The sequence below is a fragment of the Haloferax chudinovii genome (assembly GCF_042663345.1).
GTDB classification, from domain to species: domain Archaea; phylum Halobacteriota; class Halobacteria; order Halobacteriales; family Haloferacaceae; genus Haloferax; species Haloferax chudinovii.
Genome location: NZ_JBHTAB010000005.1, coordinates 15,194 through 38,137 on the forward strand (window position 1 = coordinate 15,194; position 22,944 = coordinate 38,137).

Genomic DNA, 22,944 nt, shown 5'->3' on the forward strand with positions numbered 1-22,944 from the left:
AGACTTATACTGGACGCTCCGAATCCCCCCGCATGGCCTCTCTCGACGCCATCCTCTGGGGCGCGGCGGCACTCACCTACGGGCTCGGTGACTACGTCACGACCGTCCTCGGAGTCAGGACGGCCGGCGTGCAGGAAGGAAACCCCATCGTGCGACGCATCTCCGGGGGCGACCCCGGCCCCGGCTCGTTCGCGGCGTTGAAGCTCGTCTCAGTCGCGCTGTTTTTCGCCGCCTACTGGGCGCTCAGGCCGGCGGTCGCTCGCCTCGCAGTTCCACTCTCGTTGACAGTTCTCGGCGCGGTCGTCACCGCCCGAAACGCCCGGATTATTCGCCGCCGCGCGTAAGTTGTCAATTCCCTGCACCAATCTTTTTAAACCTTAAATACGTGCCTTAAATCGTTGTATGACCGACCCCAAGGACACAATCAACATCGAAAACGTCGTCGCCTCCACGGGAATCGGCCAAGAGCTCGACCTCCAGAGCGTGGCGATGGACCTCGAGGGCGCCGACTACGACCCCGAGCAGTTTCCGGGACTCGTCTACCGCACGCAGGAGCCGAAGTCGGCGGCGCTCATCTTTCGGTCCGGGAAAATCGTCTGCACCGGCGCGAAGTCGACCGACGACGTCCACGAGAGCCTCGAAATCGTCTTCGACAAGCTCCGCGAGCTTCAGATTCCGGTCGACGACGACCCCGAAATCACCGTTCAGAACATCGTCACGAGCGCGGACCTCGGCGAGAACCTGAACCTCAACGCCATCGCCATCGGACTCGGGCTCGAAAACATCGAGTACGAACCGGAGCAGTTCCCCGGGCTCGTCTATCGCCTCGACGAACCCAGCGTCGTCGCCCTTCTGTTCGGGTCGGGCAAACTCGTCATCACGGGCGGCAAACAGCCGAAAGACGCCGAGGCGGCGGTCGACGTCATCATCTCGCGCCTCTCCGAACTCGGTCTCCTCAACGGGTCGTTCTAACGCAGTGGGTCGCCCGGCCGCACCGCGCGACCGGAACTCGAATCGACCGAACCTAAGTCAGTCGCGTCCCTCGGGCCGATATGGACGCGCTCACCTTGCAGACGGCCGCCGGTGCGCCGGTCACGGCCGTCGCCGGAACGTTCGCGCTGTTCGCGCTGTTCCTCTCTCTCACCGCCCACATCGCCGCGCGGAACGTCCTCGGCGACGTGGAACTCAAGAAGGCGTTCGCCATCGGGCCGGCCCCGGCGGCCATCGCCGTCGTCTTCACCACCCTCGGCTGGAACTCCTTCGTCGCACTCGCGCTCGCGCTCGGCCTCGATTTCGGCTTCGTCAAGTTCCTCTACGGCCGGTCGAATCGCCTGTCGGCGTACGTGGTGACCATCCACTTCGTCGTCTCGGTACTGCTGGGCCTCGTCCTGTTCGGCCTCTCCGCCATCCTGATGACCGCGCCCGTCTGAGGCACCCGCCGTACCTTCTTGACCGAGGCCGTCGAACCCCTCGCCGTGTCTCCCCGTCGCCTCCTCTGGAACGACACGGAACGCCGGCCCCGCGCCCCGTTCCGACTGCTCGCGACGCCCGTCGTCTTCGTGGTCGTCTCGCTCGTGGTCGGACTCTCGCTCTCGGCGGCTCTCGGCGACCTCGCCGAGTCCGGCCGGTTCGTGTCGCTCGTCGTCTCGCTCGTCTCGGTCGGCGCGAGCGGTCTCGCCGCGCTCGTCGTCGCGCGGTACGTCGATAGGCGGACCGTCGCGTCCCTCGGGCTCGGACTCGACCGCGAGTGGGCGGTCGACCTCGGATTCGGCCTCGCGCTCGGGGCGGCGTTGATGACCGCCGTCTTCGTCGTCGGCGTCGCCGCCGGCTGGATTGGGGTCTCTCCCGCCCCCCTCGGCGTCGACCGACTGCTCGGCGTCGGCTCGCTTCTGGCGTTCTTCGTCGTCGTCGGCATCGCGGAGGAACTCCTGCTCCGGGGCATCGTCCTCACCGACGTCGCCGAGGGCCTCCGCTGGCGGTTCGACCCGGACGCGGCGGTCACCGGCGGCCTCGTGATTTCGTCGGCCGTGTTCGGCGTCGCCCACTACACGAACCCGAACGCGGGTCTGACGAGCACGCTCAGCATCACGCTCGCGGGCGTCATGCTCGGCCTCGGCTACGCGCTCACCGGCGACCTCGCCATCCCGACGGGCGTCCACATCTCGTGGAACTTCGTGCAGGGCGGCGTCTTCGGCTTCGCGGTCAGCGGCCTCGACTTCGGCACGTCGCTCGTCGAGACGACCGAACGCGGCCCCGACGCGATTACCGGCGGCGCGTTCGGCCCGGAAGCCGGCCTGCTCGGCGTCGGCGCAATCGTCCTCGGCGCGGTCTGCATCGCGGCCTACGTCCGGGCCCGTCGCGGCGACCTCGGGTTCGACCCGTCGGTCACGGTGCCGGAGTTGCGCTGGAAAAAATGACGGCCGCGACGGGCAGGAGGCCGCGTCGCTTACTCGACGAGCCGCTCGATTTCGGTGACGAGGATGTCGCTCGCGCCGACGTTCTTCAGGTCGCTGACGACCTCGAACACGTCGCGCTCGTTCACGACGGCGTGGACGGCCACGGTCGAGTCGCCGGCGACGTCCATCACGGTCGGGCCGCCGAGACCGGGGATGACCTCCTTCACCGCGTCGAGTTTCTCGCGCGGCGCGTTCATCATCAGGTAGCGCTTGCCCTCCGCCGAGCGGACGGATTCGAGCGCCATGAGCAACTGCTGGACCTTCGGGTCGTCGACCACGTCGGGGCGGGCGAACAGGCGAACCGACGACGACAGCACCTCGTCGATGACGGCGAGGCGGTTCACCCGGAGGGTCGTCCCGGTCGAGGTGATGTCGATGATGGCGTCGGCCATCTCGACGTGGGGCGTCAGTTCGGTCGCGCCCGTGACCTCGACGACCTCGGCGTCGATACCCTCCGCCTCGAAGTAGGTCCGCGCGATGTGCGGGAACTCGGTGGCGACGACCTTGCCCGACACGTCCGCGACGGTCTCGATGTCGCCGTCCTCGGGCGCGGCGAGGACGAGCCGACAGTTGCCGTACTCCAAATCGAGCAGGTCTTCGAGTTCGTGGCCCGACTCGCGGACCTGGTCGAGGCCCGTGATGCCGACCTCGGCGGCCCCGTCACGGACGTACTCGGGGATGTCGGCGGCGCGGGCGAACAGCACGGTCACGTCGGGGTCGACGGTCCCGGCGTAGAGTTTGCGCTCGGCACCGTTGTCGAGGTGCAGTCCCGCACGCTCCAGGAGTTCAATCGTCGGTTCGTGCAGGCGGCCCTTGTTGGGCACGGCGATTCGCATACCTCCCCGTCACGGCCCGGAGGTAATTGACTTTCGCAAGCCGGAACGGTTTTTGACACGTCTGTGGATTGTCACGTATGGCTCTCGTCACGTTCGCCGGCGCGCTCGTCGGCGTCTCCCTCCTCGGTGCCGGCTGGTCGCGGCTCAGCGCCGGGTTCCACGAGCGTCGCGATTCGTCTATCCAGCGGTTCAGAAAGCGGGTTCGAAGCAACTGGCTCTACGCCGCGATACTGTTCGTCGGCGTCGTCTGGTGGACGAACGCCGACCGGGCGCTCCTCGCGGCCGTCGGCCTCCCGACCGACTGGCCGTGGTCGATTCTCGGCTGGGCGCTCGTCGGCGTCGGTGCCGCGGTCGTGGCGACCGTCTCGTACATGGGCGCGTTTCCGGTGGCGAGGCGCGTGCGCGGCGTCGATATCGGCGCGGGGACGGTCGCCGCGAAGATGTTCCGCTACCACCTCGTCATCGCGGCGCTCGTCTTCTGCGTGGTGACCGTGATAGAAGTCGAATTCCGGGTCTTGGAGACCAGCGGCCTGCTCACCCTGTTCGCGTTCGTCGCCGCCGCATACGTCTTTTCGGCACCGCTCGTCGGCGTCTCGCAGACGACGGCGGTCCCCGACGACGCGACGCGCGAGCGACTCGACCGCCTGTGCGACCGCGCCGGTCTCTCGGTCGCTCGGATTCGCCTCCTCGACGGCGGCGGCCACCGCTCGGACCACCTCGTCCGCGGTCCGCTCGGTCGGAAGACGCTCTTTCTCACCGACTCGCTTCTCGACCGCTACGACGACGAGACGGTTTCGGCGCTCCTCGCGGTCGACGCCGGGCGGGTCGCTCGGTACGTCTTCGAGCTTCGGTTGTTCACGGTGGGCGTGGTGGCTGGGCTCGTCTTCGTGGGCGTCGCGTGGCCGCCGTTCGGATTCGCCCTGTCGTTCTTGGTCTCCGCCGGAATCGGCGTGATACTGTTCGTGACCGGCGAGTACGCCAGTAAGCGACTCATCTACCGGGGCGACGAGGCGGCGGCAGAACGGCTCGGACGCGCGGCCGTCGCCGACGCGCTCGACGCGACCGCCGACGAGGTCGACACCGGCCGCGCGGGGTCGCGTCTCTCGTTCGAGCCGTCGCTGGCGTCGCGCATCGAACGACTCCGAGACGGCTCCGAGGCGGGCGAGGTGTAGAGATGTCGACGCCCCCTGCGGACCGACGCTATCCCTCGACGAGGTGGTCGAGCAGGCGGTCGAACCGGTCGACGAACCGCTCGGGGAGCGACGGCGACACGTCGTCCAACAGTCGGGTCGTCCGCTCGGGGTGGGTGAGGACGAGCGTCACGCGGTTGTGCAGGTCGCGCTCCTTGCGGACCACGTCGCGCTCGACGAGGTGGTCGAGGTGCCATTCCAGCGTACTGCGCGCGACGCCGATGTCGTCGGCCACGTCGTCGGGTCGGGCGTCGCCGTGTTCGAGGAGGTGGCCGAGGATGTCGCGGGCGGTCTCCCGGCGGACGAGCGCGAGCGTGCCGCGCTCCCACGCGTCGAACTCCGGGGGAAAGTAGTGCGTCCGCCCGTAGAACTCGGCGCGACGAACCGTCTCGTCGGAGAGCAGTCTGCGGACGTGGTGTTGTACCTGGCCGGGAGCGAGGTCGAGCGCGCGAACGAGCTCGTTGAAGTGGACTCCCGGACTGTGCTTGATGTGGTCGGCGACGCGGGTTCGTGTCTCACTCATGGGTCGTTGACCCCCGCCTCGCGCTCGATGCTCCGGGCGTAGTAGATGGCCGCGAGGACGAGACCGGCCATCGCGAGGTCCAAGAGGTGTTCGACCACGTGGTGGTCGAACTCGGAGAGGACGCCGGTGAGCGTCAGCGCCGCGACGGCCGCCCGCGACGCGAACGCCAACAGCGCCAGCGCGACGAGCAGGTGCGACCGCGTCCGCCGCCGGAGGAAGACGGCGACGCCGAGCGCGGCCAGCGTGACCGACGAGACGCCCGCGAGGACGACGACAGCGGTCATCCACGGACCGCCCGCTTGGACGTGCCCCGGAACGAGCGCGAGGTTCGACGGGGGCTCCATGTCCCCCGATACTGGGGGTTCGGACCTAAGGGGGAGTGCTCGTTCTCGATTTTCGGGAATCGGACTACCGCCGGTATCCGGCCCGCTCCGCGCCGAAACGGCTGTTCGCCCCCCGCGGCCGCGAGACGGTGGATTCACCACCCCGCCGACCCGAACGAGCGACATGAACACGCTCCGAATCGCGGGCGGACAGGTGCTCCGCCCCGACGCGACGGTCGAGGACGCGGACGTACTCGTGGACCGAGACGAGGGAACCGTCCTCGACGTCGGCGCGGACCTCGATACCGACGCCGACGAGACGCTCGACGCCGAGGGCTGTCTCGTCACGCCCGGCTTGGTGAACGCCCACTGCCACGTGGCGATGACGCTCCTGCGCGGCTACGCCGACGACAAGCCGCTCGACGCGTGGCTCCGCGAGGACATCTGGCCCGCTGAGGCCGCGCTCACGCCCGAGGACGTGCGCGCCGGCGCGGAACTCGGCCTCGTGGAGATGATTAAATCGGGGACCACCGCGTTCGCGGACATGTACTTCCACGTCCCCGAAATCGCCGCCGCGGTCGAGGAGGCCGGCCTCCGCGCCCGCCTCGGCCACGGCGTCGTCACGCTCGGGAAAGACGACGCGGACGCGCGGGCCGACATCGACGAGAGCCTCGCCGTGGCCCGCGAGTTCGACGGCGCGGCCGACGGCCGGATTCGAACCGCCGCGATGCCCCACTCGCTGACGACGGTCGCGGAGGAGTACCTCCGCGAGTTCGTCGCCGACGCCCACGACGAGGGCATCCCGGTCCACTACCACGCCAACGAGACGACCGACGAGGTCGACCCCATCGTCGACGAGCGCGGCGAACGTCCGCTCGCGTACGCGAAGCAACTCGGCATGCTCACCGGCGACGACTTCCTCGCCCACGGCGTCCACGTCGACGACGCGGAAATCGACCTGCTCGCGGAGGCGGGCACCGGCGTCGTCCACTGCCCGGCGTCGAACATGAAGCTCGCCTCCGGCATGGCTCCCGTCCAGAAACTGCTCGACGCGGGCGTCGCGGTCGGGCTCGGCACCGACGGCGCGGCCTCGAACAACGACCTCGACATGTTCGACGAGATGCGCGACGCCGCGATGCTCGGCAAGCTCGCCGCGGACGACGCCAGCGCCGTCGCCGCCCCCGACGTGGTGCGGATGGCGACCGCCGGCTCCGCCGCCGCGGTCGACCTCCCCGGCGGCGCGCTCGAAGTCGGCGGCGCGGCCGACCTCGCCGTCGTCGACCTCGACGCGCCGCACCTCACGCCCGCCAACGACCTCGTGAGCCACCTCGCGTACGCCGCCCGCGGCGCCGACGTCCGCCACACGGTCTGCGACGGCCGGGTGCTGATGCGGGACCGCGAGGTGCTGACGCTCGACGAGGACGCCGCGATGGCCCGCGCCCGAGAGGCGGTCGCGTCGCTCCGCGAGCGCGTCTGAACCGCCGCCGTCCGGCCCGCCGCCGTCTGAAGCCCTGCCGTCTGACCCCCCACCGTCTGACCCCCCGCCGTCCGGTCCGCCCGCACCGCCCTCCGACCTCGCTACCCGGCCAACTCGATGCGCAGTCCGTCGTCGGTCACGCTGACCTCCATGCGCTCGAACGTCCGGTGATACTGTGCGACGTGTCGCCCGTCGCTGTGGTCGACCATGATGGACTTCTCGAACAGCGAGGCCTCGTGAAGTCGTTTGACCTCTCGGTAGGCCGTCGACAGCGGCACGTCGGCCCGACAGCTCAGCTCTTTGACCGTCAGCGGTTCGTCGGCGACGCGGAGGAGGTCCGGAACCGCGGGGGCGCTCATCAGGGCGAACAGCTCCTGTTCGGCGAGCGTCTTGCCGTTTTCTATGACGAGCATCGGCCCTCGGCGATACAATCTCCCGGTTGACACTTGTAGATTCGGGGGCGGCGACCGCCTTCGGTAGGGTTTTCGGACCCCTCTCCGAACCTACGGGTATGAGCGAACACTACGCTCCCGTCTCCGAGCACCTCGAAGACGTTGCCGAGGGTTCCTCGGCAGGCCACGAAATGGAATTTCGTGACGTCGAGGCCGCCCGGACCGAGGGACGACGCAAGATGGACTGGGCGCTCCAGCACATGCCCATCCTGCAGGAGCTCCGCGAGCAGTTCGAGTCGGAACAGCCGCTCGCCGGCGAGGTCATCGGGATGGCCATGCACGTCGAGGCGAAGACGGCGAACCTCGTCGAACTGCTGGCGCTCGGCGGCGCGGAAGTCGCCATCACCGGCTGTAACCCGCTTTCGACCCACGACGACGTGTCGGCGGCGCTCGACGCCAACGACGACATCACCTCCTACGCCGTCCGCGGCGTCGGCGAAGAGGACTACTACGCGGCCATCGACGCCGTCATCGCCCACGAGCCGACCGTCACGGTCGACGACGGAATGGACATGGTGTTCACCATCCACGAGGAGTACCCCGAACTCATCGACACCATCGTCGGCGGGGCCGAAGAGACCACGACCGGCGTTCACCGCCTCCGCGCGATGGACGAAGACGGCGAACTGAACTACCCCGTCTTCGCCGTCAACGACACGCCGATGAAGCGCCTGTTCGACAACGTCCACGGCACGGGCGAGTCGTCGTTGGCCACTATCGCCATGACGACGAACCTCTCGTACGCCGGGAAGAACGTCGTCGTCGGCGGTTACGGCTACTGCGGCAAGGGCGTCGCCAAGAAGGCGTCCGGCCAGAACGCGAACGTCATCGTCACCGAGGTCGACCCCCGCCGCGCGCTCGAAGCCCACATGGAGGGCTACGACGTCATGCCGATGGAGGAGGCCGCGGCGGTCGGCGACGTGTTCATCACGACCACCGGCAACCGCGACGTCATCACCCGCGAGGACTTCGAGAACATGAAAGACGGCGTCCTGCTCGCCAACGCCGGGCACTTCGACATCGAAATCGACCTCGACGCACTGTCGGACCTCGCCGTCGACGAGTACGAGGCCCGCGACGGCGTCGACGCCTACGAACTCGAAGACGGCCGCCGCCTGAACGTCCTCGCCGAGGGCCGCCTCGTCAACCTCGCGTCGCCCATCGCCCTCGGCCACCCGGTCGAGGTCATGGACCAGTCGTTCGGCGTGCAGGCCGTCGTCGTCCGCGAACTCGTCGAGAACGGCGACGCCTACGACGCCGGCGTCCACGACGTGCCCGACGAACTGGACCGCGAGGTCGCCGAAATCAAGCTCGAAGCCGAGGGCATCGAGTTCGACTCGATGACCGACGAACAGCGCGAGTACATGGGTAGCTGGGCCCACGGGACATAGCACTTCCACGGTACTTCCCCGATTGAGTGGTTGTGACAACATTTATGTTATTGGTTGGGCTACACTCAATCGTGAGGACGGAAGGGAAGACGATGATCCCTCTGTGAAGGGGTATGAGACTTCCTAGCCTGTCCGACCAGTGGAAGAGAAGACGATGATCCCTCTGTGAAGGGGTATGAGACTTCCCAGCCCACTGAGTTTCTTAGTTTAACACTGAATCTCGGAGAGAAACCTCTCCGCACTCTGGCAGTTTCCGCTCTTATAGTTTGTTCGCAGGCTGTATGCCATCATATCTGAGACTTGTATTCCGGGTGTTTTGGCGCTGTCTCTCGTGTTAACTTCGATATCCGGAATCTCTAGTTGACCATGCTGTTGCAGTGCAGACGATACTCGTGAGGCGGGCGTATTCCACACTTCCGCGTCAGGGACTAAGCGTATCGTGTCGATATCGCTGAGGTCGATTCGTGCGCGATGGTGGAGCGGGTTGAGGATTTTTGCAAGTGCAAGCGTTTGTAGCGCTTGCGGAGCGTCAGGTCTCGGGAGATAATCAGCTAGCAATTCGGTTCCGACAGTCGGATTAAGATGATGATACGTACAAGCAAACGGTCGTGCGTGATTCCATGTCGTTCCGTCATGGCCGACTGTCCCATCGTTATAACTGTACTGTTCTAAGTTCCGCAAAAGCTCTCCAAGATGTTCGGTTGGTAGACTTGTCCCTTTGAGTTCATTAACTGTGCCACCGTATCCGTAACTGGTCGTAAGCGATTCAACTAACTGGCTCACCGCATTTTGGAACACGTTACCCGGTCGACTACTGGAAACACACCAACACCCTGCCACAACGTAATGGCTCCCCTGCGCGTACTGCCCGCTTTCGTCGACAAAAATGTACAGTGTTTCGCTCATCAGGACCAGTCTACCTACTGTGTCGGAATTTGTAGGTCGAAACGGTATATCTCATCTGGTTTGAACCGCAGTCGAACGCTCTACTGGCGGACTGCTCCGCCTATTTTATCACAGCGACTTACTGACGTATGAGCATGTCTTCGAACAGAAAGGGAGACCGACGCGAGCGCGAACTCGTCAACGCTCTCGACGAGGCCGGGTTCGCGGTCATGCGCGCTCCCGCCTCCGGGAGCGCGACGACGCGCGAACTCCCCGACGTGCTCGCGGGCAACGGCGAAATCTTCTACGCCATCGAGGCGAAGGCCTCCAGCGGTCGGCCCATCTACCTGAGCGGCGAGGAGGTCGAAGCGCTCGTCTACTTCTCGCGGAACTTCGGCGCGAAGGCCCGCATCGCCGTCCGATTCGACCGCGAGGACTGGTACTTCTTCCACCCCGGCGACCTCTACGTGACAGACGGCGGGAACTACCGCGTCAAAAAGGAGACGGCGCTGGCGGAGGGCGAGGACTTCGAGTCCTTTACCGGCGGCCCGACCCAGACCAGACTCGGCGGCGACTGAGGCCGCGGCGCGGCGTCTCGTTCTCGGCTCGCTGTTCTCCGCTCACGCCCGAGCGAGTCGTCCGCCGAGCGTGCGAGCGCCGACGAAGCCGCGTTCGACGCGGCTGAGCCGCGAGGCGGGGAACCGATAGACGTGCAGTTCGCCGAGGTCGGCGAGGCCGGCGTTCACCGGCAGTGAGTCCAGATACACGGCCTCGAAGGCCGGTTCGTGGTCGCCGTAGTCGCGATTGCTCTCGTACGCCGAGACGAGGCGTCCCGTCTCGGTCGGCGTCTCGTCGGCGCGGGTGCCGAGCGCCCGCGTGACGACGAGGAGGCTCCCGCTCTCGCGGTCGTGGACGAGGTCGCCGGCGCGGTGTTCGTGGTCGGGACAGAGCTGTGGGCCCGTCGCGTCCATCGGGACGAACGTCTCGTCGCCGCAGACGGCGCAGGTGGCGCTCCGGCGGCCCGGCGGCGGGACCTCGCCGCGGGTGATTTCGATGGCGACCCGGCGGAGGTGCTTACAGCGGGCGCGCCGGATGGCGTTGTCGGGGCAGGTGCAGGTGCGCGCCTCCACGTCGACGACGTAGGTGCCGCCGTCGGTTTCGACGACGTAGCGACCGTCGCGGAGCGGCCGGACGGCCATCGGTTCGACGCGGGCGCGGCGGGCGCGCCCGACCAGTCCGTCGGACGGGAGCGTGGTCTTGCGGCGCACCGAGCGGCGAGTCGACGCGGGTGTGTGTGCGATGTGCGTCATGGTGGTGCGGGAGTCCGACCCTCCGAGCGTCCGTTCGGGGTCGGTTTCCGTCACCTGAGTGTCGGTTCCCGAACGACCTAAACCCTCGTTCCGCGTGGAAAATCGGGCGCGTGAGTGGCTCTCGTCGGGCATCCGCCCATCGAAGACCTTTTAGAACGGCCGCGGATACGTCGTCGCATGGCTATCGAAGCGGAGATGCGGCGGAAGATTGCCGTCTCCATCGTCGCAGTCGGGGTGTTTGTCGCGCTCCTCGTCGGCATCGGTGCGACCTACAACCAGAGTGGACTCGTCTCCACCGGCGGGTTCGCACTCGTCGGCGCTATCACGGCGTTCGTCCTCGTGATGGCTGGTATCGGCGTTTGGCTGTCGCGTTCTTCCTAACCCGGCCGGTCGGTTTCGGTGACGCGGTCGCCGTCGTGGGGGCTCGACGCGTCGCGGCGACGCTCGGCGGTCCCCTGACGGCCCGCAGAAACGCTCTTCGCACCCCTCGTCAGTCGGCGGCTTCGTCCGCGGCGGCCGCGTCGGTGTCGGCCGTCGCCGTCTCGAAGTAGTTCATCGGGTGCTTGATGGTGTCACAGCGCTCGTCGCGGTTCACACAGAGGTCGTACGCCTGCATCGTCTCGCAGGTCGGCGGCGCGTACTGCGACCCGCTTGAGTCCGCGAGGACGGTCGCCCGCTTTGTGAGCTCCTCGGCGTTCGCGTCGCCGACGACGCCGCCGACTGCCTCGGGTTCGAGGCCGACGCCGACGAGGAACGCCGCGAGCGCGAACGCCGCCTCGTTCGGGAGCGACTCGCCGTCCTGCGCCCGCGCCAACAGCGCCTCGACGCAGGGCGGGAAGTGGTCGGGGTCGACCGCGTCGACGTAGACGACGTTGACCGCGCCGCGGTCCGAAAGCAGGTTCCGCAGGCGCTCGACGTGGGGTTTGAGCGCGTCGGCGAGTCGGTCGCCGGCGTCGCTCCCGCGGACGGCGAAGGGAAGCCCCTCGGCGACCCGGCGGCGGACCGCCTCGCGGAGCAGTTCCGAGAGCTCCTCGCGGGTGACGCGGACCGCGCCGTCGGCCAGCGAGCGGTTGACGAGCCGCCACTCAGCGCCCCAGTCGGTGTCGGAGTAGGTCAGGTACGGCCCAACGTCGACCCAGTAGTGGTCGGGCGCGCGGCGGCTGTTCCGGTTCCGGTTCGACTCGGCCCGCACCGCGTCTTCGAGGTCGAACTCGCGGAGGAAGTCGTCGAGGCTCGCGCGGGCCTCGCCGTGGACGTCGTCGTCGCCGGCGTCGAAGTCGGCGAGCATGCGCTCGTAGGCCGTGTCGGCCTCGGCGCGGGCGTACTTGTCCACCGCCGCGGGCGTCTCGACGAGCGAGACGATGATGCGCGAGATGGGGTACGAAAGCAGTTCCGTCTGGGTCTCCCACGCGTAGGCCTCGTCGGGGTCGGGCTCGACTGTGCCCTCCATGAGGGCGCGTTCGACGCGGTCGACGCCACGCTCGACGGCCGGGGCGTCCTCGGCGACGAGCGTCGCGATGGCGACGTCGGCCGATTCGACCGCCTCTCTGGCCGCGGCGAAAAACGGGTATCGGGCGTGGAGCGGGCGCATCCGCATACCGCCACGTTCCGGGTGCCCACCGATAAACGCGACGGATTCGGCGGTGGCGACCGTGGGTCGTGCGGTCGGTTCTCGCGGTAGGGGGCGACCGACGGCGACGGCGCATCACACAACCTATTACGGACCACTTCCTCAGGCTCTCACGTGCCGCACTTCGACTACCCGTGTCCGGACTGCCGCGCCACGACCAGTCTCCACGACGCCGACTGTCGCTTCGAGGGGACGCCGTGGGTCGAAGTCGAGCGCGCCTACGTCGACGTCGTCTCCGTTCTCACGGGCGGCCCGTGCGACGAGGAGACGCTCCGCCGCGAAGCGCCGGGCGAGTGGGGGCCGCTCCAGCAGGCCGCGCTCCGCCGACTCAAGCGCGACGAGCGGGTGTCGGAAGCGAACTCGGGCGTCCTCCGGCTCCTCACCGCCGAGGAGTTCAGAGAGGAGGTGTCCGAGCCGACCCGGGAGCCGATGCGGACGCTCCACCAGTACGGGAGCGTCCCCGGCTGTCACGACAACGCCGTCTTCGCCATGATAGCGTGGTACGAGATGGTCGGCCTGTCGTGGCCCGAGACGCGCGAGAACGTCGTCAACTGGCTCCGGGACACCGGCGCGTGGAACCGCGGCGGCTTCGAGGAGGCGACGCCCGCCGAACTCGTCGAGAAGAAGCGCCACGTCTACGACGCGGGCTACGGCTGGAAGGAAAAGGCCGTCTCGGCCAAGCGCGTCATCGACCGCTACCGCTCCTGAGGCCCGACCCGTTCCGTTCTCGCTTCGACCCGGTTGTCCCTTCGAGTCGCTTCCAGTTTCCGACCCGCTCGGCGTAACTGTTAGGCGCTTCTCTCGCGTCTGTGGTGTCGTGAGTGCCCCCGAGACCGCCGTTGCTTCCGACGCCGAGATTCCCGAGGAGACCCGAGGGACGCGACGCGCCCTCGCGGTCGTCATCGCCGTCGTCTTCATCGACCTCCTCGGCTTCGGCGTCGTCATCCCCATCCTGCCGTTCTACGTTCGGAGCTTCGGCATCAGCGACGTGTACATCGGGTTCTTGGCGGCGTCGTACTCGCTCATGCAGTTCCTCTTTGCGCCCGTCCTCGGTCGCATCTCCGACCGGCGGGGCCGCCGGCCGGTCATCATGCTGTCGCTCGTCGGGAGCGTCCTCGCGTGGACCGTCTTCGGCGTCGCCGGCGAAATCGACCTGTTGTTCGGGACCGTGCTCGCGGTGGCGACCCTGTTCGCCTCGCGGATGCTCGCGGGCGCGATGGGCGGCAACATCGCCACGGCGCAGGCGTACATCGCCGACATCACGCCGCCGGCGCGTCGGGCCGGCGCGCTCGGCCTCGTCGGCGCGTCGTTCAGCCTCGGGTTCATCTTCGGCCCGGCCATCGGCGGCCTGATGGCCTCCGACCCGGTGGTCGCGCTCGCCCGCGACCTGTTCCCGCCGTTCGTGCCCGCGACGCGCTTTTCACTACCGAGTTTCACCGCGGCGGCGCTGAGCCTCGTGAGCCTCGGCTTCGCGTCCGTCTTCCTGCGCGAACCCGAGCGGACCCGCGCGCCCGCCGGTACGCCCGCGACGACGCTCGTCTCGCAGTTCCGCGCCGCCCTCGCCGACGACGGCCTCCGGGGACTCGTCGTCTCCTTTTTCGTCGTCTCGGTCGCCTTCTCGGGGATTCAGGTCATGTTCATCCCCTTCGCCGCCGACGTGTACGGCTACGGCGAGACCGAAACGGCGCTGTTTCTGACGTACATCGGCCTGCTCGGCACGCTGAATCAGGGGGTCGTCGTCGGCCGACTCGCCCGGCGGTACTCGGAGGCGAAACTGGCGGTCGTCGGCGCGGTCGGACTCCTTGTCTCGCTCGCGTTGCTCCCGTTTTCGCCCGACATCGGGGCGTTTCTCCCCGCTGTCGGCGGGCCGCCGTGGCTCACCCGCGAACTCGTGGCGCTCCTCCTCGTCGGGGCGCTCCTGTCGTTCGGCAACGGGACGCTGAACGTCTCGCTGTCGACGCTCGTCTCCACGTCGGCGTCGGCCGACCAGCAGGGCAACGCCTTCGGCGTCACGCAGGGCGCGGGGAGCCTCGGCCGGACGCTCGGCCCGCCGTCGATGGCGGCGCTGTACGTCCTCGCGTACTGGTCGCCGTTCGTCGTCGGGGCCGTGCTCATCATCCCCGTGGTCTACGTCCTCGCGGCCGTGGCGCGCCGCTCGCGGGCGGAAGCGCCCTGACTGCCGCGGCCGTGACACGGAACGGTCACCGCTCGAAGCTCGTCGCGGCCCGCAAGTGTTAGGAGCGCTGAGTCTGAGGTCTACCCGTGCCTTCGGTCGTCGCCGTCTCGCCGTTGGTCGTCCTCTGTTTCGTCGCGGCGCTCGTCTCCGTCTCCATCGCGGCCGTCGCTTGGCGCGAGGGCACCGAACCCGGCTCGAAGTCGCTTTCGGTCCTCCTGTTTTCGGCGGCGCTCTGGGCCGGCTCCTACGGCGTCGCGCTCACGGTGTTCGACCCCGAACTCCGGGTCTGGTTCCAACTCCCCATCGATATCGCACAGGCCGTCATCGCGCCCGCGTGGTTCGCGTTCTCGCTTTCCTACACGGGGCGGGGCGAACTCCTCTCGCGGCGGCTCGTCGCCGCGGTCCTCGTGTTTCCGGCCATCACCGTCGTCGCGGTCGCCACGAACCCGAGCCACGGCTTGCTGTGGACCAACTACCATATCGACCCGGTGTTCGGTGCGGCCACGGTGCGGTTCGACCCGAACCTCTGGTACTATCTCCACGCGGTGTACGGCTACGTCATCATCGGCACCGGGTTGGTCCTCGTCATCGAGATGCTCGTCGAGCGGCTCTCGCACTACCGCGAGCAGGCGGTCACGCTCGCTGTCGGCTCGATTGCGCCGACGGTCGCCCACGTCGCCCACACCTTCGGCATCGGCCCGCTTCAGATGGTGAACTTCACGCCCATCGCGCTCGCCGTGACGGGCGCGACGTTCGGCCACGCGCTCTATCGATTCCAGCTGTTCGGCCTCTCCCCGGCGGCGGGACGACTCGGCCGCCGCGCCGCAATCGACGACGTGGCCGTCGGCATTCTCGTCCTCGACCGCGAGCACCGCGTCGTCGACGCCAACGAGGCCGCCTCGTCGCTCCTCGACGTCCATCCGGACTCGGCGCTCGACTCGCTGTCGTCGGTGCTTCCGGGCGTCGACCTCGACGAGGACCGACAGCTCGTGGACGTGACGGTCGACCGCCGCCGCCGGACCTACGAGGTGACGCTCTCGCCGGTCACCGACCAGCACGGCCGCCGCCTCGGTCGGACCGTCACCGTCTCCGACGTGACGGGGCGGGTCCGCCGTCGCCAGCGCCTCGAAGTGCTCAACCGCGTCCTCCGGCACAACCTCAGAAACGACATGACCGTCGTCATCGGCTACGCCGACATCCTCGCAGAGCGGCTTCCGCCGGACCAACACGGCCCCACCGACACGATACGCACCCGGTCGAACAAGCTCCTCTCACTCGGCGAGAAGGCTCGGACCGTCGAGCGCGTCATGGCCGGTATCGACGATGGAAGTCGCTTCGACGTCGCCGCGACGGCCCGCGACCGGGTCGCAGAGCTCCGAGCGGCGTTCGACGCCGGGTCGGTCGACGTGGCCGCCCCCGAGTCGCTTCCCGTCTCCGGAAGCGAGTCCGCGGCGAAGCTCCTCGTCGACGAACTCGTCGAGAACGCGCTCGAACACGGCGGCGACGACCCGACGGTCGGCGTGTCGGTCCGCGCGGTCGACGCCGACCTCGTCGTCGTCGTCGAGGACGACGGCCCGGGCGTCCCCGACTACGAGCGCTCCGTGGTCGAGGCCGGCGGCGAGTCGCCGCTCCAACACGGTAGCGGGCTCGGGCTCTGGGCGGTCCGGTGGACGGTCGACGCGCTCGGCGGCGAACTCACCTTCGACGTGAGAGACGGACGGGACGAGTCGGACGGAGGTGACGGGGACGCGACAGACGAGTCGGCGAGTCACGCCGACACCGGCACGACGGCGACGGTTCGACTGCCGTTTTGGTGTCGGGACGGCGCGGACGACGCCGACGCTGGCGGGTGAGAATCGAGAGAAACGAGTGGGACGGCTCGGGTGGTCGGGAAATCGGGAAACGACGCGATGCCGAAACGTCCGCTCAGTCGCTCTGGATGCGCGGGGCGAGCATGTACGTGATGGTGCCCATCCCCTCTGCGATCTGGTAGTGAAGCTTGACCGGGAACTCCTCGCCGAGTTCGACGGTGACCTCGGCGTCGGTCGGAATCGCCTTGTTCATGTCCTTGAGGTAGTCGAGCGAGAACAGCGAGTCGGCCGCGCCGGCCTCGATGCTGATGAGGTCCGCGGGGGGAAGCGACAGGTCCACGTCGTCGGTGTCGCCTTCGGCCTCGATGTGGAACGTCTCTTCGGCGCCGTCGACGCGGAGGCGGATGTGGTCGGAGACCATGTCGGCACCCTTGATACCGCGGTCGAGGTGCGTCCCTTCGAGGACGATGTTCGCGGCGAGGTCGAGGTCCGGAATGTCGGGTTCCTGGCGAATCGAGTCGGGGTCGATGAGCGCGAGCGTGTACGATAGCCCGTCGATGCGGATGTTGAGCTTGCGGGTCTCCTCGTCGAGCGTGAGGTGGATGAGGTCGCCCGAGCCCGCCATACCGGCGACCTCTTCGAGGCGCGAGAGGTTGACGCCGATGACGCCGCCGTCGGCTTCGTAGGATTCGAACGCCGCCGCGTCGAGCGTGAGGTCCACCATGCCGACGTTCGCGGGGTCGACAGCGCGGATGGAGAGACTCTCCTCGTTGAGTCGAATCTTACACTCGTCGACGAGGACGCTCACGGAGTCGAGCGCGTCCCGGAGCGTCGCGGCGCTCACGATGGCCTTGAACATATGTGCCGTCGTACGACAGCGGTCTTAAAAATACTCCTGATTTGGACTCACCGCAATATGATGTTCGCACGCTCTCCCGCGTGCGCGCTCCCGCGAGCACCCCACCGTTCCCCTCGGCTCTCCATGCGTGTTGTTGTCACTGTCTTCGAACATAGCTAATCCGACGATTTCGACGGTTTTGAGCTTCAAAGCACTCAAATAGCTGATTGTGTAACTCCAACCCATGGGGAACGACGAGACGAACCCAGCCGCCCGCCGACGAGGTGCCGAGAGATGAGCGACGCCGCTGATGTCGACGCCGACGACGACGACGCGACTGCGACCCGCGTCGCCTTCGTCTGCGTCCAGAACGCCGGCCGGAGCCAGATGGCGACGGCCTTCGCCCGCCGGGAGCGCGACGAGCGCGGCGTCGGCGACCGAATCGAGGTCGTCACCGGCGGCACCGACCCCGCCGACCACGTCCACGACGAGGTCGTCGAGGTCATGGGCGAGGCGGGGTTCGACCTCGCCGACGAGACGCCCCGCGCAATCGACCGAGACGAGATTATGGGCGTGGACATCGTCGTCACGATGGGCTGTTCGGCCGAGGGCATCTGTCCCATGACGTGGCGTGGCGACGCCCGCGACTGGGACCTCGACGACCCAGACGGGAAGGACCTCGATGCGGTTCGGGCGATTCGCGACGACATCGAGGGGCGCGTCTCGGCGCTGTTCGACGAACTCGTCGGCGACGACTGACCCGTCCGCCTCGACGCCGACGCCGCCGGATATGAGACTGTTCCGCACGCTTCACGGCGCAAGCCGAAGCCGGTATACGGCCTGATACGCTACTGATGTCAAGACTATGGCGCGCAAGGACCACTACTACAACAAGGCCAAACAGGAGGGCTACCGCGCCCGCTCGGCCTACAAGCTGAAGCAACTCGACGGGGACGCCGGGCTGTTCGGCCCCGGCAACACCGTCGTCGACCTCGGTGCCGCCCCCGGCGGGTGGCTCCAAGTCGCCTCCGAGGAGGTCGGCGACCACGGCAAGGTCGTCGGCGTCGACCTCCAGCGAATCCGCGGTATCGACCGCGACAACGTCCAGACGATTCGCGGCGACATGACCGAAGACGAGACGAAAGAAGAACTGACGGCCGTCATCGGCGAGCGCGGGGCCGACGCCGTCGTCTCCGACATGGCGCCGAACATGACCGGCGAGTACTCGCTGGACCACGCCCGCTCCGTCTACCTCGCCCGGCAGGCGTTCGAGGTCGCACAGGAACTGTTAGCGACCGGCGGCGACTTCGCCGTAAAGGTGTTCGACGGCCCGGACGTCGCGGACCTCCGCGCCGACATGGAACGGGAGTTCCAGTACGTCCGGTCGATGCGCCCCGACGCCTCCCGCGATAGCTCCTCCGAGCAGTACCTCGTCGGCAAGCACTTCCTCACCGCCCCGGTCCGCAAGGGCGACGAACTCGACGTGGAAATCGTCGACGTGGGAAGCGAGGGCGACGGCATCGCCAAGGTCGAGGAGTTCACGCTGTTCGTCTCCGGGACGGAAACCGGTGACACGCCGACGGTCCGCGTCACCGACGTGAAACCGCGGTTCGCCTTCGCCGAACCAATCGACGACGAAGACTGAGCGCGCCGGTTCTGCACGCCGATTCCGCGCGTCGAGTCCGGCGGGTCTCGCGCCCGCGGGCCACCGCGTCGCGGCCTCGTCGCCTCCGCAATTTGTGTCTAACTTCGGGCAAGCATTATCCCCGTTTGACACGACTCTGCTCGTGTCACCCATGTCAGCAGATACGACGACCACCGACTCGCAACCGCTGTTCACCGGCCTCCCGTCAGGCATCGTTCCGTACGTCGCCATCCTCGGGGCGTTGGCGTCCGTGTACGCCCACTTCTCGCTCGCGCCGGTGTTGATGCAGTTCAACCAGACGCAGGCGATTTTGTTCGTCCTCGCCGGCGTCGGGTTCCTCGCGGGCATCGCCGTCTACCTGAGCAAGTTCTGGCGGCGCGAGTTCTACCTCGTCGCCATCGCGTTCGCGCTCGCCCAAATCGTGGCGTGGGTCGTCATGAGCGGGCGAATCAGTGAGATGGCGATTCTCTCCAAGAGCGGCGAGGCCGTCTTCGCCGTCGCGGCGGCGTACCTCTATCTGAACGCCTCTCCGGACGCCGACGGGACCGCCTGAGCGCGCTCTCTTTCCGCTTCCGCGACTCGGCGTCTCGTCGGTCTCGCCCGTCGGTTTCAGTCGTACACCACGAGGTCGAGCCGAAGTCCCGTTCGACACCCCTTCCACCCGCCGCGACAGGTCCCGGTGGCGAGGATATCCCCGAACGACGTGTAGGTCCCGCAGTTCGGACAGCGAACCCCCATCTCCATCCCGTCTCGCTCGGTGAGCCTGTGGCGGTGCTCGTCGGTCATACATCGTGTGGTATGCTACCAAAAAATATAAGCCGTCCGTCGGTCCGGGCGGCGTCTCAGTCCGCGACCCAGCCGTCGGTCGAGGACTCGTCGTCGCCGCGGAGGAGTGCGACGGCTCCGTAGACGAACGGTGTGTCCACGATTGCGATGAGGAGTTTCAGGAGGTACTGACCGACGGCGAGGCCGATGAGGACGTTCCACGGGAGCACGTCTCCGATGCCGAGGACCGTCGGCGCGACGTAGAACCCGACGCCGACGAAGATGACCGTGTCGATGGCCTGACTCGTCGCCGTCGAGACGATGTTTCGGAGCCAGAGGAACGAGCCGTCGGTCATCTCGCGGATGCCGTGGAAGACGATGACGTCCCAGTTCTGACTCACGAGGTACGCGAGCAGGCTCCCGGCCACGATGTTGGTCCCCGACGAGAGCACCGTGGCGAACTGCGCGGCGAACTCGGGGTTGGCGGCGGGCGCGGCGATGGTGCTCCAGACGAGGCCGAGGAGGACGAAGTTCATGGCGAAGCCGACGTTCACCATCACCTGCGCCGCTCGGCGGCCGTACAGTTCGGAGTAGCAGTCGGACGCGAAGAAAGTGAGCGCGTACGCCAGCGCCGCACCCGGCATGAGGATGGCCGCGCCGACGAACGGGAGTTCGCCCACCGCCGACGGCAGGGGAATCGAGAGCAGTTTCGACGCCGTCAACTGCGCCGTCGTCAGCGCGGTGACGAACAGCCCGACGAGGGCGACCTGCCCGACGGCCGAGCGCCCCTCACTCATCTTCGACGAGGCGGTTGTGTCGGTCGTCGATTTCGTCGAGGATGTCGAGCGTCTTCCGGATGGACGCCCGAACCGCATCGCTCCGGTTCACGAACTTCTTGTCGTCGCCGACGTGCTCGTCTAGGTCGCCGAGCAACTCGTCGGGAATCTCGACGCTTATCTTGGCCATATTCAGGGATTCTCGTGAGAATACTTAACGCCTTTTCAACGGTCTCAACGGCGATTTTTGACGCGTCTTCGGTCGGCGAGTCGGCCGTCGGTCCCGGGCGACTCCCGGTCACTCCGCCGCGCCGCGGGCGGGCGAGAGGTCGCGCCGGCCGCCGACCGTCAGCACGAACAGGAGGCCGAGGCCGATGCCGTAGGCGGCCATCAGCGGGAGCGTCACCATGAACATCGTGGTGATGCTCGCCGGGGTGAACACCGCCGAGATGGCGAGGATGAACACCGTGACCTCGCGCCAGCGCTTCCGCATCATCCGGTAGCTGATGCCGGCGGTGTTGAGAAGCACCATCAGGATTGGGACGTCCGCGAGGAGGCCGATACCCGCGGTGGTGAAGAAGATGAGCCAGAAGAAGTTGGTGATGCGGTAGCTGATTATCATGTTCGCCGCGAGCGCGTCCTCGACGAGGAACGTGATGACCGTCGGCGCGACGTAGCTGTAGCCGAGCGCGAAGCCGCCGAGGAGGCCGCCGGCGAGCGCGCCGGTCCACAGGAAGACGGTCTGGCGGCGCTTGCGGATGATGTTGCGCTCGCGGAGCGCGGGCCACGCGAAGTACGCGAGGAGCGGAAGCGTCGCCAGCACGGCCAGAATCGTCGAGAACTTCACCTCGAAGATGAGCGCCTCCATCGGGTGGAGCGCGACGACGTTGAGCACTTCTTCCGGCGTCACGACCGCGGGGAGTCGCCCGAGGAAGTCCTCGTAGACGTCCCTGATACCGCCCGTGTAGAGCCAGCCGAACGTCACCGCGAGGACGACCATGAACCAGCCGACGACCCAGAACGCCCGCGAGGTGAGGGAGTCGACGATGAACGCGATGTCGGTGTAGTAGCCGCCGATGTCGTCCTCGTCGGTCTCGCCCTCGGTCAGTTCGGCGAAGAACGCGCCGCCCGCGCGAGTCGTCCGGTCTTCGAGTTCGCCCGATTCGTCTTCGGCGTCGGCCGCCTCGGCCTCGCGGTCCGCTTCGGCCTCGTCGAACCGGTCGATGAGTGCCTGCGCTTTGTCCTTGTCGCCGTCGTCGATGGCGGCGGACGCGAGGCTCATAATCTCGTCTTCGTCGCGGTCGGCGAAGACCTCGGGCGGCGCGGCGCGGACGCCCGCCACGTCGAGCGCCGAGAGGTCGAGCTTCGAGGGGTCGCCGACGCCGACTTCGGTGCGTTCGATCCGCTCGATGTCGCGGTAGACGAGGTAGGCGAGCCCGAACGCGAGGCCGACGACGACGCCGGCGACGACGAACGCGCCCAACGCGAGTTGCGAGCCGGGGTCGAGGAACACGTAGTCGCTTCCGACCGCGGCGAGGCCGTCGTTGACGAGTTCGACGCCGCCGTACTCGTAGAAGGCGTAGACGAGGAGGCCGCCGACGACGCCGACGCCCGCGAGGAGGTTCCAGTGGTGCGCCGCCGTCGCCTTGACGTCCATCTTCTCGCTCCCGCGTTTGGCCGTGACGACTACGCGGGCGAGATAGAGGCTGAACGCGTACAGCGAGATGACGGGCACCGCCCACATGATCTGGGTGAACGGGTCCGGCGGCGTGAACAGCGCGCCGAAGGCGAAGATGCCGACGATGGCGTGCCGCCACTTGTCGCGGAACAGTTCGTAGGGAACGATTTCGGCGTAGGAGAGCCCGGTCATCGCGAGCGGAAGCTGGCTCGCGAGGCCGAACGAGAGCGTGAGCAGGAAGATGAACTGGGCCCACTTCACGATGGAGTAGCTCGGCGTGAAGCCGGCCGACAGCGCGTTCTGCGCGAGGAACGCGAAGGTGAACGGGAAGAAGACGAAGTAGCCGTAGGCGACGCCCGCGGCGAACAGCACGACCATCGTCAGCCCGATGAGCGCGAGCTTCCACGGCGCGACGGGCGACTTGGGCCACGCGCCCCGGGCTTTCAGCGCGTCCCGCGAGACGTAGATGAACGGCGGGACCGCGAAGAGAATCCCCACGACGAGGCCGATTTTCGCCTGCAAGAGAATCACGTCGAACGGCGTCTGGGCGATGATGCTGACGTTTCCGGAGACGCTGGCGTCCATCTGCGCCTTGGTCACGCCCCGGAAGAATCCCCAGACGTAGAGTCGGAGCGCGTAGAACGTGCCGAGGAACCCGACGAGGAAGACGATAAAGACCTTCTGGAGGTCCTTTTGCGCCGCTCGGAGCATCGCACCGGCGGTCTCGCGGCCTGCCGCGATGGTCTGTTGGGTGTCCTCGTCGAGGGCGCTGGACATACGTA

The 22,944-nt window shown here is 67.5% G+C and carries 27 protein-coding genes; 15 read left to right on the top strand and 12 right to left on the bottom strand.

The genetic code is table 11. From position 1 onward, the window contains the following. Positions 1-32: 32 nt before the first annotated feature. The 4 genes from ACFQI8_RS10700 (at position 33) to ACFQI8_RS10715 (ending at position 2,417) form a co-directional block, all read left to right on the top strand. Positions 33-344 (top strand): DUF5658 family protein, encoded by a 312-nt coding sequence (locus tag ACFQI8_RS10700; protein ID WP_390244608.1) that lies wholly within the window; start codon positions 33-35, stop codon positions 342-344. Between the two features lie 58 nt (positions 345-402). Further along, positions 403-972: a TATA-box-binding protein gene (locus ACFQI8_RS10705; RefSeq protein ID WP_004968907.1), complete on the top strand. Its 570-nt coding sequence runs from the start codon at positions 403-405 to the stop codon at positions 970-972. An 80-nt stretch (positions 973-1,052) separates the two neighbouring features. Beyond that, positions 1,053-1,430 carry a DUF7473 family protein gene (locus ACFQI8_RS10710; RefSeq protein WP_390244610.1) on the top strand — a complete coding sequence of 126 codons (378 nt, stop codon included), beginning with the start codon at positions 1,053-1,055 and terminating at the stop codon, positions 1,428-1,430. A gap of 18 nt (positions 1,431-1,448) precedes the next feature. Beyond that, the gene (locus tag ACFQI8_RS10715; RefSeq protein ID WP_390244612.1) at positions 1,449-2,417 is read left to right on the top strand and encodes a CPBP family intramembrane glutamic endopeptidase; all 969 of its coding nucleotides are present in this window, start codon (positions 1,449-1,451) and stop codon (positions 2,415-2,417) included. A 29-nt stretch (positions 2,418-2,446) separates the two neighbouring features. Here ACFQI8_RS10715 and hisG read toward each other — a convergent pair whose 3' ends face one another. Then, positions 2,447-3,292 (bottom strand): ATP phosphoribosyltransferase, encoded by an 846-nt coding sequence (gene hisG, locus ACFQI8_RS10720; protein ID WP_390244614.1) that lies wholly within the window; start codon positions 3,290-3,292, stop codon positions 2,447-2,449. Positions 3,293-3,369: 77 nt separating this feature from the next. Between hisG and ACFQI8_RS10725 the strand changes: the two genes are divergently transcribed. Further along, positions 3,370-4,464, top strand: a complete 1,095-nt coding sequence (locus tag ACFQI8_RS10725) for a M48 family metalloprotease (protein WP_390244616.1) — start codon at positions 3,370-3,372, stop codon at positions 4,462-4,464. Positions 4,465-4,492: 28 nt separating this feature from the next. Here the strand turns inward: ACFQI8_RS10725 and ACFQI8_RS10730 are convergent, their stop codons facing one another. Together ACFQI8_RS10730 and ACFQI8_RS10735 are read right to left on the bottom strand one after the other, a co-directional pair. Next, positions 4,493-5,005, bottom strand: a complete 513-nt coding sequence (locus ACFQI8_RS10730; protein ID WP_004968912.1) for a winged helix-turn-helix transcriptional regulator — start codon at positions 5,003-5,005, stop codon at positions 4,493-4,495. After that, the gene (locus ACFQI8_RS10735; protein ID WP_390244618.1) at positions 5,002-5,349 is read right to left on the bottom strand and encodes a DUF7471 family protein; all 348 of its coding nucleotides are present in this window, start codon (positions 5,347-5,349) and stop codon (positions 5,002-5,004) included. Before ACFQI8_RS10735 ends, ACFQI8_RS10730 begins: the two co-directional genes overlap by 4 nt. Positions 5,350-5,512: 163 nt before the next feature. On the opposite strand from ACFQI8_RS10735, the gene ACFQI8_RS10740 reads away from it, so the two are divergent. Then, on the top strand, positions 5,513-6,805 hold the full coding sequence (locus ACFQI8_RS10740; protein ID WP_390244620.1) for an amidohydrolase: 1,293 nt from the start codon (positions 5,513-5,515) through the stop codon (positions 6,803-6,805). 101 nt (positions 6,806-6,906) lie between these two features. Here the strand turns inward: ACFQI8_RS10740 and ACFQI8_RS10745 are convergent, their stop codons facing one another. Continuing rightward, complete coding sequence (locus ACFQI8_RS10745; protein ID WP_390244622.1) at positions 6,907-7,218, bottom strand: ArsR family transcriptional regulator; 312 nt, start codon at positions 7,216-7,218, stop codon at positions 6,907-6,909. Between the two features lie 98 nt (positions 7,219-7,316). Between ACFQI8_RS10745 and ACFQI8_RS10750 the strand changes: the two genes are divergently transcribed. After that, positions 7,317-8,648, top strand: coding sequence for an adenosylhomocysteinase (locus tag ACFQI8_RS10750; RefSeq protein ID WP_390244624.1), 1,332 nt, complete (start codon positions 7,317-7,319; stop codon positions 8,646-8,648). Positions 8,649-8,855: 207 nt separating this feature from the next. On the opposite strand, the gene ACFQI8_RS10755 is transcribed toward ACFQI8_RS10750, so the two are convergent. Continuing rightward, entirely contained in the window at positions 8,856-9,554 is a 699-nt protein-coding gene (locus tag ACFQI8_RS10755; protein WP_390244626.1) for a DUF3800 domain-containing protein, read from the bottom strand. Between the two features lie 134 nt (positions 9,555-9,688). Between ACFQI8_RS10755 and hjc the strand changes: the two genes are divergently transcribed. After that, entirely contained in the window at positions 9,689-10,111 is a 423-nt protein-coding gene (hjc, locus tag ACFQI8_RS10760) for a Holliday junction resolvase Hjc (RefSeq protein WP_390244628.1), read from the top strand. 42 nt (positions 10,112-10,153) lie between these two features. On the opposite strand, the gene ACFQI8_RS10765 is transcribed toward hjc, so the two are convergent. Beyond that, complete coding sequence (locus ACFQI8_RS10765; protein ID WP_390244972.1) at positions 10,154-10,801, bottom strand: SWIM zinc finger family protein; 648 nt, start codon at positions 10,799-10,801, stop codon at positions 10,154-10,156. Between the two features lie 219 nt (positions 10,802-11,020). Here ACFQI8_RS10765 and ACFQI8_RS10770 point away from each other — a divergent pair, with 219 nt between their 5' ends. After that, entirely contained in the window at positions 11,021-11,224 is a 204-nt protein-coding gene (locus ACFQI8_RS10770; protein ID WP_390244630.1) for a DUF7472 family protein, read from the top strand. Between the two features lie 109 nt (positions 11,225-11,333). Here the strand turns inward: ACFQI8_RS10770 and ACFQI8_RS10775 are convergent, their stop codons facing one another. After that, a complete protein-coding gene (locus ACFQI8_RS10775; RefSeq protein ID WP_390244974.1) occupies positions 11,334-12,434 on the bottom strand; it encodes a DNA primase in 1,101 nt (366 codons plus the stop codon). Positions 12,435-12,587: 153 nt separating this feature from the next. Here ACFQI8_RS10775 and ACFQI8_RS10780 point away from each other — a divergent pair, with 153 nt between their 5' ends. The 3 genes from ACFQI8_RS10780 to ACFQI8_RS10790 all read left to right on the top strand — a co-directional run bounded on the left by ACFQI8_RS10780 (position 12,588) and on the right by ACFQI8_RS10790 (position 16,502). Beyond that, positions 12,588-13,181 carry a DUF7474 family protein gene (locus tag ACFQI8_RS10780; protein ID WP_390244632.1) on the top strand — a complete coding sequence of 198 codons (594 nt, stop codon included), beginning with the start codon at positions 12,588-12,590 and terminating at the stop codon, positions 13,179-13,181. 109 nt (positions 13,182-13,290) lie between these two features. Next, a complete protein-coding gene (locus tag ACFQI8_RS10785) occupies positions 13,291-14,649 on the top strand; it encodes an MFS transporter (protein ID WP_390244634.1) in 1,359 nt (452 codons plus the stop codon). A gap of 86 nt (positions 14,650-14,735) precedes the next feature. Further along, complete coding sequence (locus ACFQI8_RS10790) at positions 14,736-16,502, top strand: histidine kinase N-terminal 7TM domain-containing protein (protein ID WP_390244636.1); 1,767 nt, start codon at positions 14,736-14,738, stop codon at positions 16,500-16,502. Between the two features lie 73 nt (positions 16,503-16,575). Here ACFQI8_RS10790 and ACFQI8_RS10795 read toward each other — a convergent pair whose 3' ends face one another. Next, positions 16,576-17,319, bottom strand: coding sequence for a DNA polymerase sliding clamp (locus ACFQI8_RS10795; protein WP_390244638.1), 744 nt, complete (start codon positions 17,317-17,319; stop codon positions 16,576-16,578). Positions 17,320-17,592: 273 nt separating this feature from the next. Here ACFQI8_RS10795 and ACFQI8_RS10800 point away from each other — a divergent pair, with 273 nt between their 5' ends. The 3 genes from ACFQI8_RS10800 to ACFQI8_RS10810 all read left to right on the top strand — a co-directional run bounded on the left by ACFQI8_RS10800 (position 17,593) and on the right by ACFQI8_RS10810 (position 19,496). After that, positions 17,593-18,057 carry an arsenate-mycothiol transferase ArsC gene (locus tag ACFQI8_RS10800; protein ID WP_390244640.1) on the top strand — a complete coding sequence of 155 codons (465 nt, stop codon included), beginning with the start codon at positions 17,593-17,595 and terminating at the stop codon, positions 18,055-18,057. Positions 18,058-18,163: 106 nt separating this feature from the next. After that, the gene (locus ACFQI8_RS10805; protein ID WP_390244642.1) at positions 18,164-18,943 is read left to right on the top strand and encodes a 23S rRNA (uridine(2552)-2'-O)-methyltransferase; all 780 of its coding nucleotides are present in this window, start codon (positions 18,164-18,166) and stop codon (positions 18,941-18,943) included. A 151-nt stretch (positions 18,944-19,094) separates the two neighbouring features. Then, on the top strand, positions 19,095-19,496 hold the full coding sequence (locus ACFQI8_RS10810) for a DUF7475 family protein (protein WP_390244644.1): 402 nt from the start codon (positions 19,095-19,097) through the stop codon (positions 19,494-19,496). Positions 19,497-19,552: 56 nt separating this feature from the next. Here the strand turns inward: ACFQI8_RS10810 and ACFQI8_RS10815 are convergent, their stop codons facing one another. The 4 genes from ACFQI8_RS10815 to ACFQI8_RS10830 form a co-directional block, all read right to left on the bottom strand. Next, positions 19,553-19,729, bottom strand: a complete 177-nt coding sequence (locus tag ACFQI8_RS10815; RefSeq protein ID WP_390244646.1) for a hypothetical protein — start codon at positions 19,727-19,729, stop codon at positions 19,553-19,555. Between the two features lie 56 nt (positions 19,730-19,785). Beyond that, the gene (locus ACFQI8_RS10820; RefSeq protein WP_390244648.1) at positions 19,786-20,505 is read right to left on the bottom strand and encodes a queuosine precursor transporter; all 720 of its coding nucleotides are present in this window, start codon (positions 20,503-20,505) and stop codon (positions 19,786-19,788) included. Next, the gene (locus tag ACFQI8_RS10825; RefSeq protein ID WP_004968933.1) at positions 20,498-20,674 is read right to left on the bottom strand and encodes a ribbon-helix-helix domain-containing protein; all 177 of its coding nucleotides are present in this window, start codon (positions 20,672-20,674) and stop codon (positions 20,498-20,500) included. Before ACFQI8_RS10825 ends, ACFQI8_RS10820 begins: the two co-directional genes overlap by 8 nt. Before the next feature lie 108 nt (positions 20,675-20,782). Further along, the gene (locus ACFQI8_RS10830) at positions 20,783-22,939 is read right to left on the bottom strand and encodes a twin-arginine translocase subunit TatC (protein ID WP_390244650.1); all 2,157 of its coding nucleotides are present in this window, start codon (positions 22,937-22,939) and stop codon (positions 20,783-20,785) included. Positions 22,940-22,944: the final 5 nt, after the last annotated feature.

Bases quoted from the DNA above. Each gene is read 5' to 3' on its own strand.
- ACFQI8_RS10730 (WP_004968912.1), bottom strand. From the start codon at position 5,005: ATGAGTGAGACACGAACCCGCGTCGCCGACCACATCAAGCACAGTCCG.
- ACFQI8_RS10705 (WP_004968907.1), top strand. From the start codon at position 403: ATGACCGACCCCAAGGACACAATCAACATCGAAAACGTCGTCGCCTCC.
- ACFQI8_RS10710 (WP_390244610.1), top strand. From the start codon at position 1,053: ATGGACGCGCTCACCTTGCAGACGGCCGCCGGTGCGCCGGTCACGGCC.
- ACFQI8_RS10800 (WP_390244640.1), top strand. From the start codon at position 17,593: ATGAGCGACGCCGCTGATGTCGACGCCGACGACGACGACGCGACTGCG.
- ACFQI8_RS10735 (WP_390244618.1), bottom strand. From the start codon at position 5,349: ATGGAGCCCCCGTCGAACCTCGCGCTCGTTCCGGGGCACGTCCAAGCG.
- ACFQI8_RS10815 (WP_390244646.1), bottom strand. From the start codon at position 19,729: ATGACCGACGAGCACCGCCACAGGCTCACCGAGCGAGACGGGATGGAG.
- ACFQI8_RS10745 (WP_390244622.1), bottom strand. From the start codon at position 7,218: ATGCTCGTCATAGAAAACGGCAAGACGCTCGCCGAACAGGAGCTGTTC.
- ACFQI8_RS10725 (WP_390244616.1), top strand. From the start codon at position 3,370: ATGGCTCTCGTCACGTTCGCCGGCGCGCTCGTCGGCGTCTCCCTCCTC.
- ACFQI8_RS10805 (WP_390244642.1), top strand. From the start codon at position 18,164: ATGGCGCGCAAGGACCACTACTACAACAAGGCCAAACAGGAGGGCTAC.
- ACFQI8_RS10750 (WP_390244624.1), top strand. From the start codon at position 7,317: ATGAGCGAACACTACGCTCCCGTCTCCGAGCACCTCGAAGACGTTGCC.
- ACFQI8_RS10775 (WP_390244974.1), bottom strand. From the start codon at position 12,434: ATGCGCCCGCTCCACGCCCGATACCCGTTTTTCGCCGCGGCCAGAGAG.
- ACFQI8_RS10755 (WP_390244626.1), bottom strand. From the start codon at position 9,554: ATGAGCGAAACACTGTACATTTTTGTCGACGAAAGCGGGCAGTACGCG.
- ACFQI8_RS10810 (WP_390244644.1), top strand. From the start codon at position 19,095: ATGTCAGCAGATACGACGACCACCGACTCGCAACCGCTGTTCACCGGC.
- ACFQI8_RS10825 (WP_004968933.1), bottom strand. From the start codon at position 20,674: ATGGCCAAGATAAGCGTCGAGATTCCCGACGAGTTGCTCGGCGACCTA.
- hisG (WP_390244614.1), bottom strand. From the start codon at position 3,292: ATGCGAATCGCCGTGCCCAACAAGGGCCGCCTGCACGAACCGACGATT.
- ACFQI8_RS10830 (WP_390244650.1), bottom strand. From the start codon at position 22,939: ATGTCCAGCGCCCTCGACGAGGACACCCAACAGACCATCGCGGCAGGC.
- ACFQI8_RS10820 (WP_390244648.1), bottom strand. From the start codon at position 20,505: ATGAGTGAGGGGCGCTCGGCCGTCGGGCAGGTCGCCCTCGTCGGGCTG.
- ACFQI8_RS10700 (WP_390244608.1), top strand. From the start codon at position 33: ATGGCCTCTCTCGACGCCATCCTCTGGGGCGCGGCGGCACTCACCTAC.
- ACFQI8_RS10795 (WP_390244638.1), bottom strand. From the start codon at position 17,319: ATGTTCAAGGCCATCGTGAGCGCCGCGACGCTCCGGGACGCGCTCGAC.
- hjc (WP_390244628.1), top strand. From the start codon at position 9,689: ATGTCTTCGAACAGAAAGGGAGACCGACGCGAGCGCGAACTCGTCAAC.
- ACFQI8_RS10770 (WP_390244630.1), top strand. From the start codon at position 11,021: ATGGCTATCGAAGCGGAGATGCGGCGGAAGATTGCCGTCTCCATCGTC.
- ACFQI8_RS10740 (WP_390244620.1), top strand. From the start codon at position 5,513: ATGAACACGCTCCGAATCGCGGGCGGACAGGTGCTCCGCCCCGACGCG.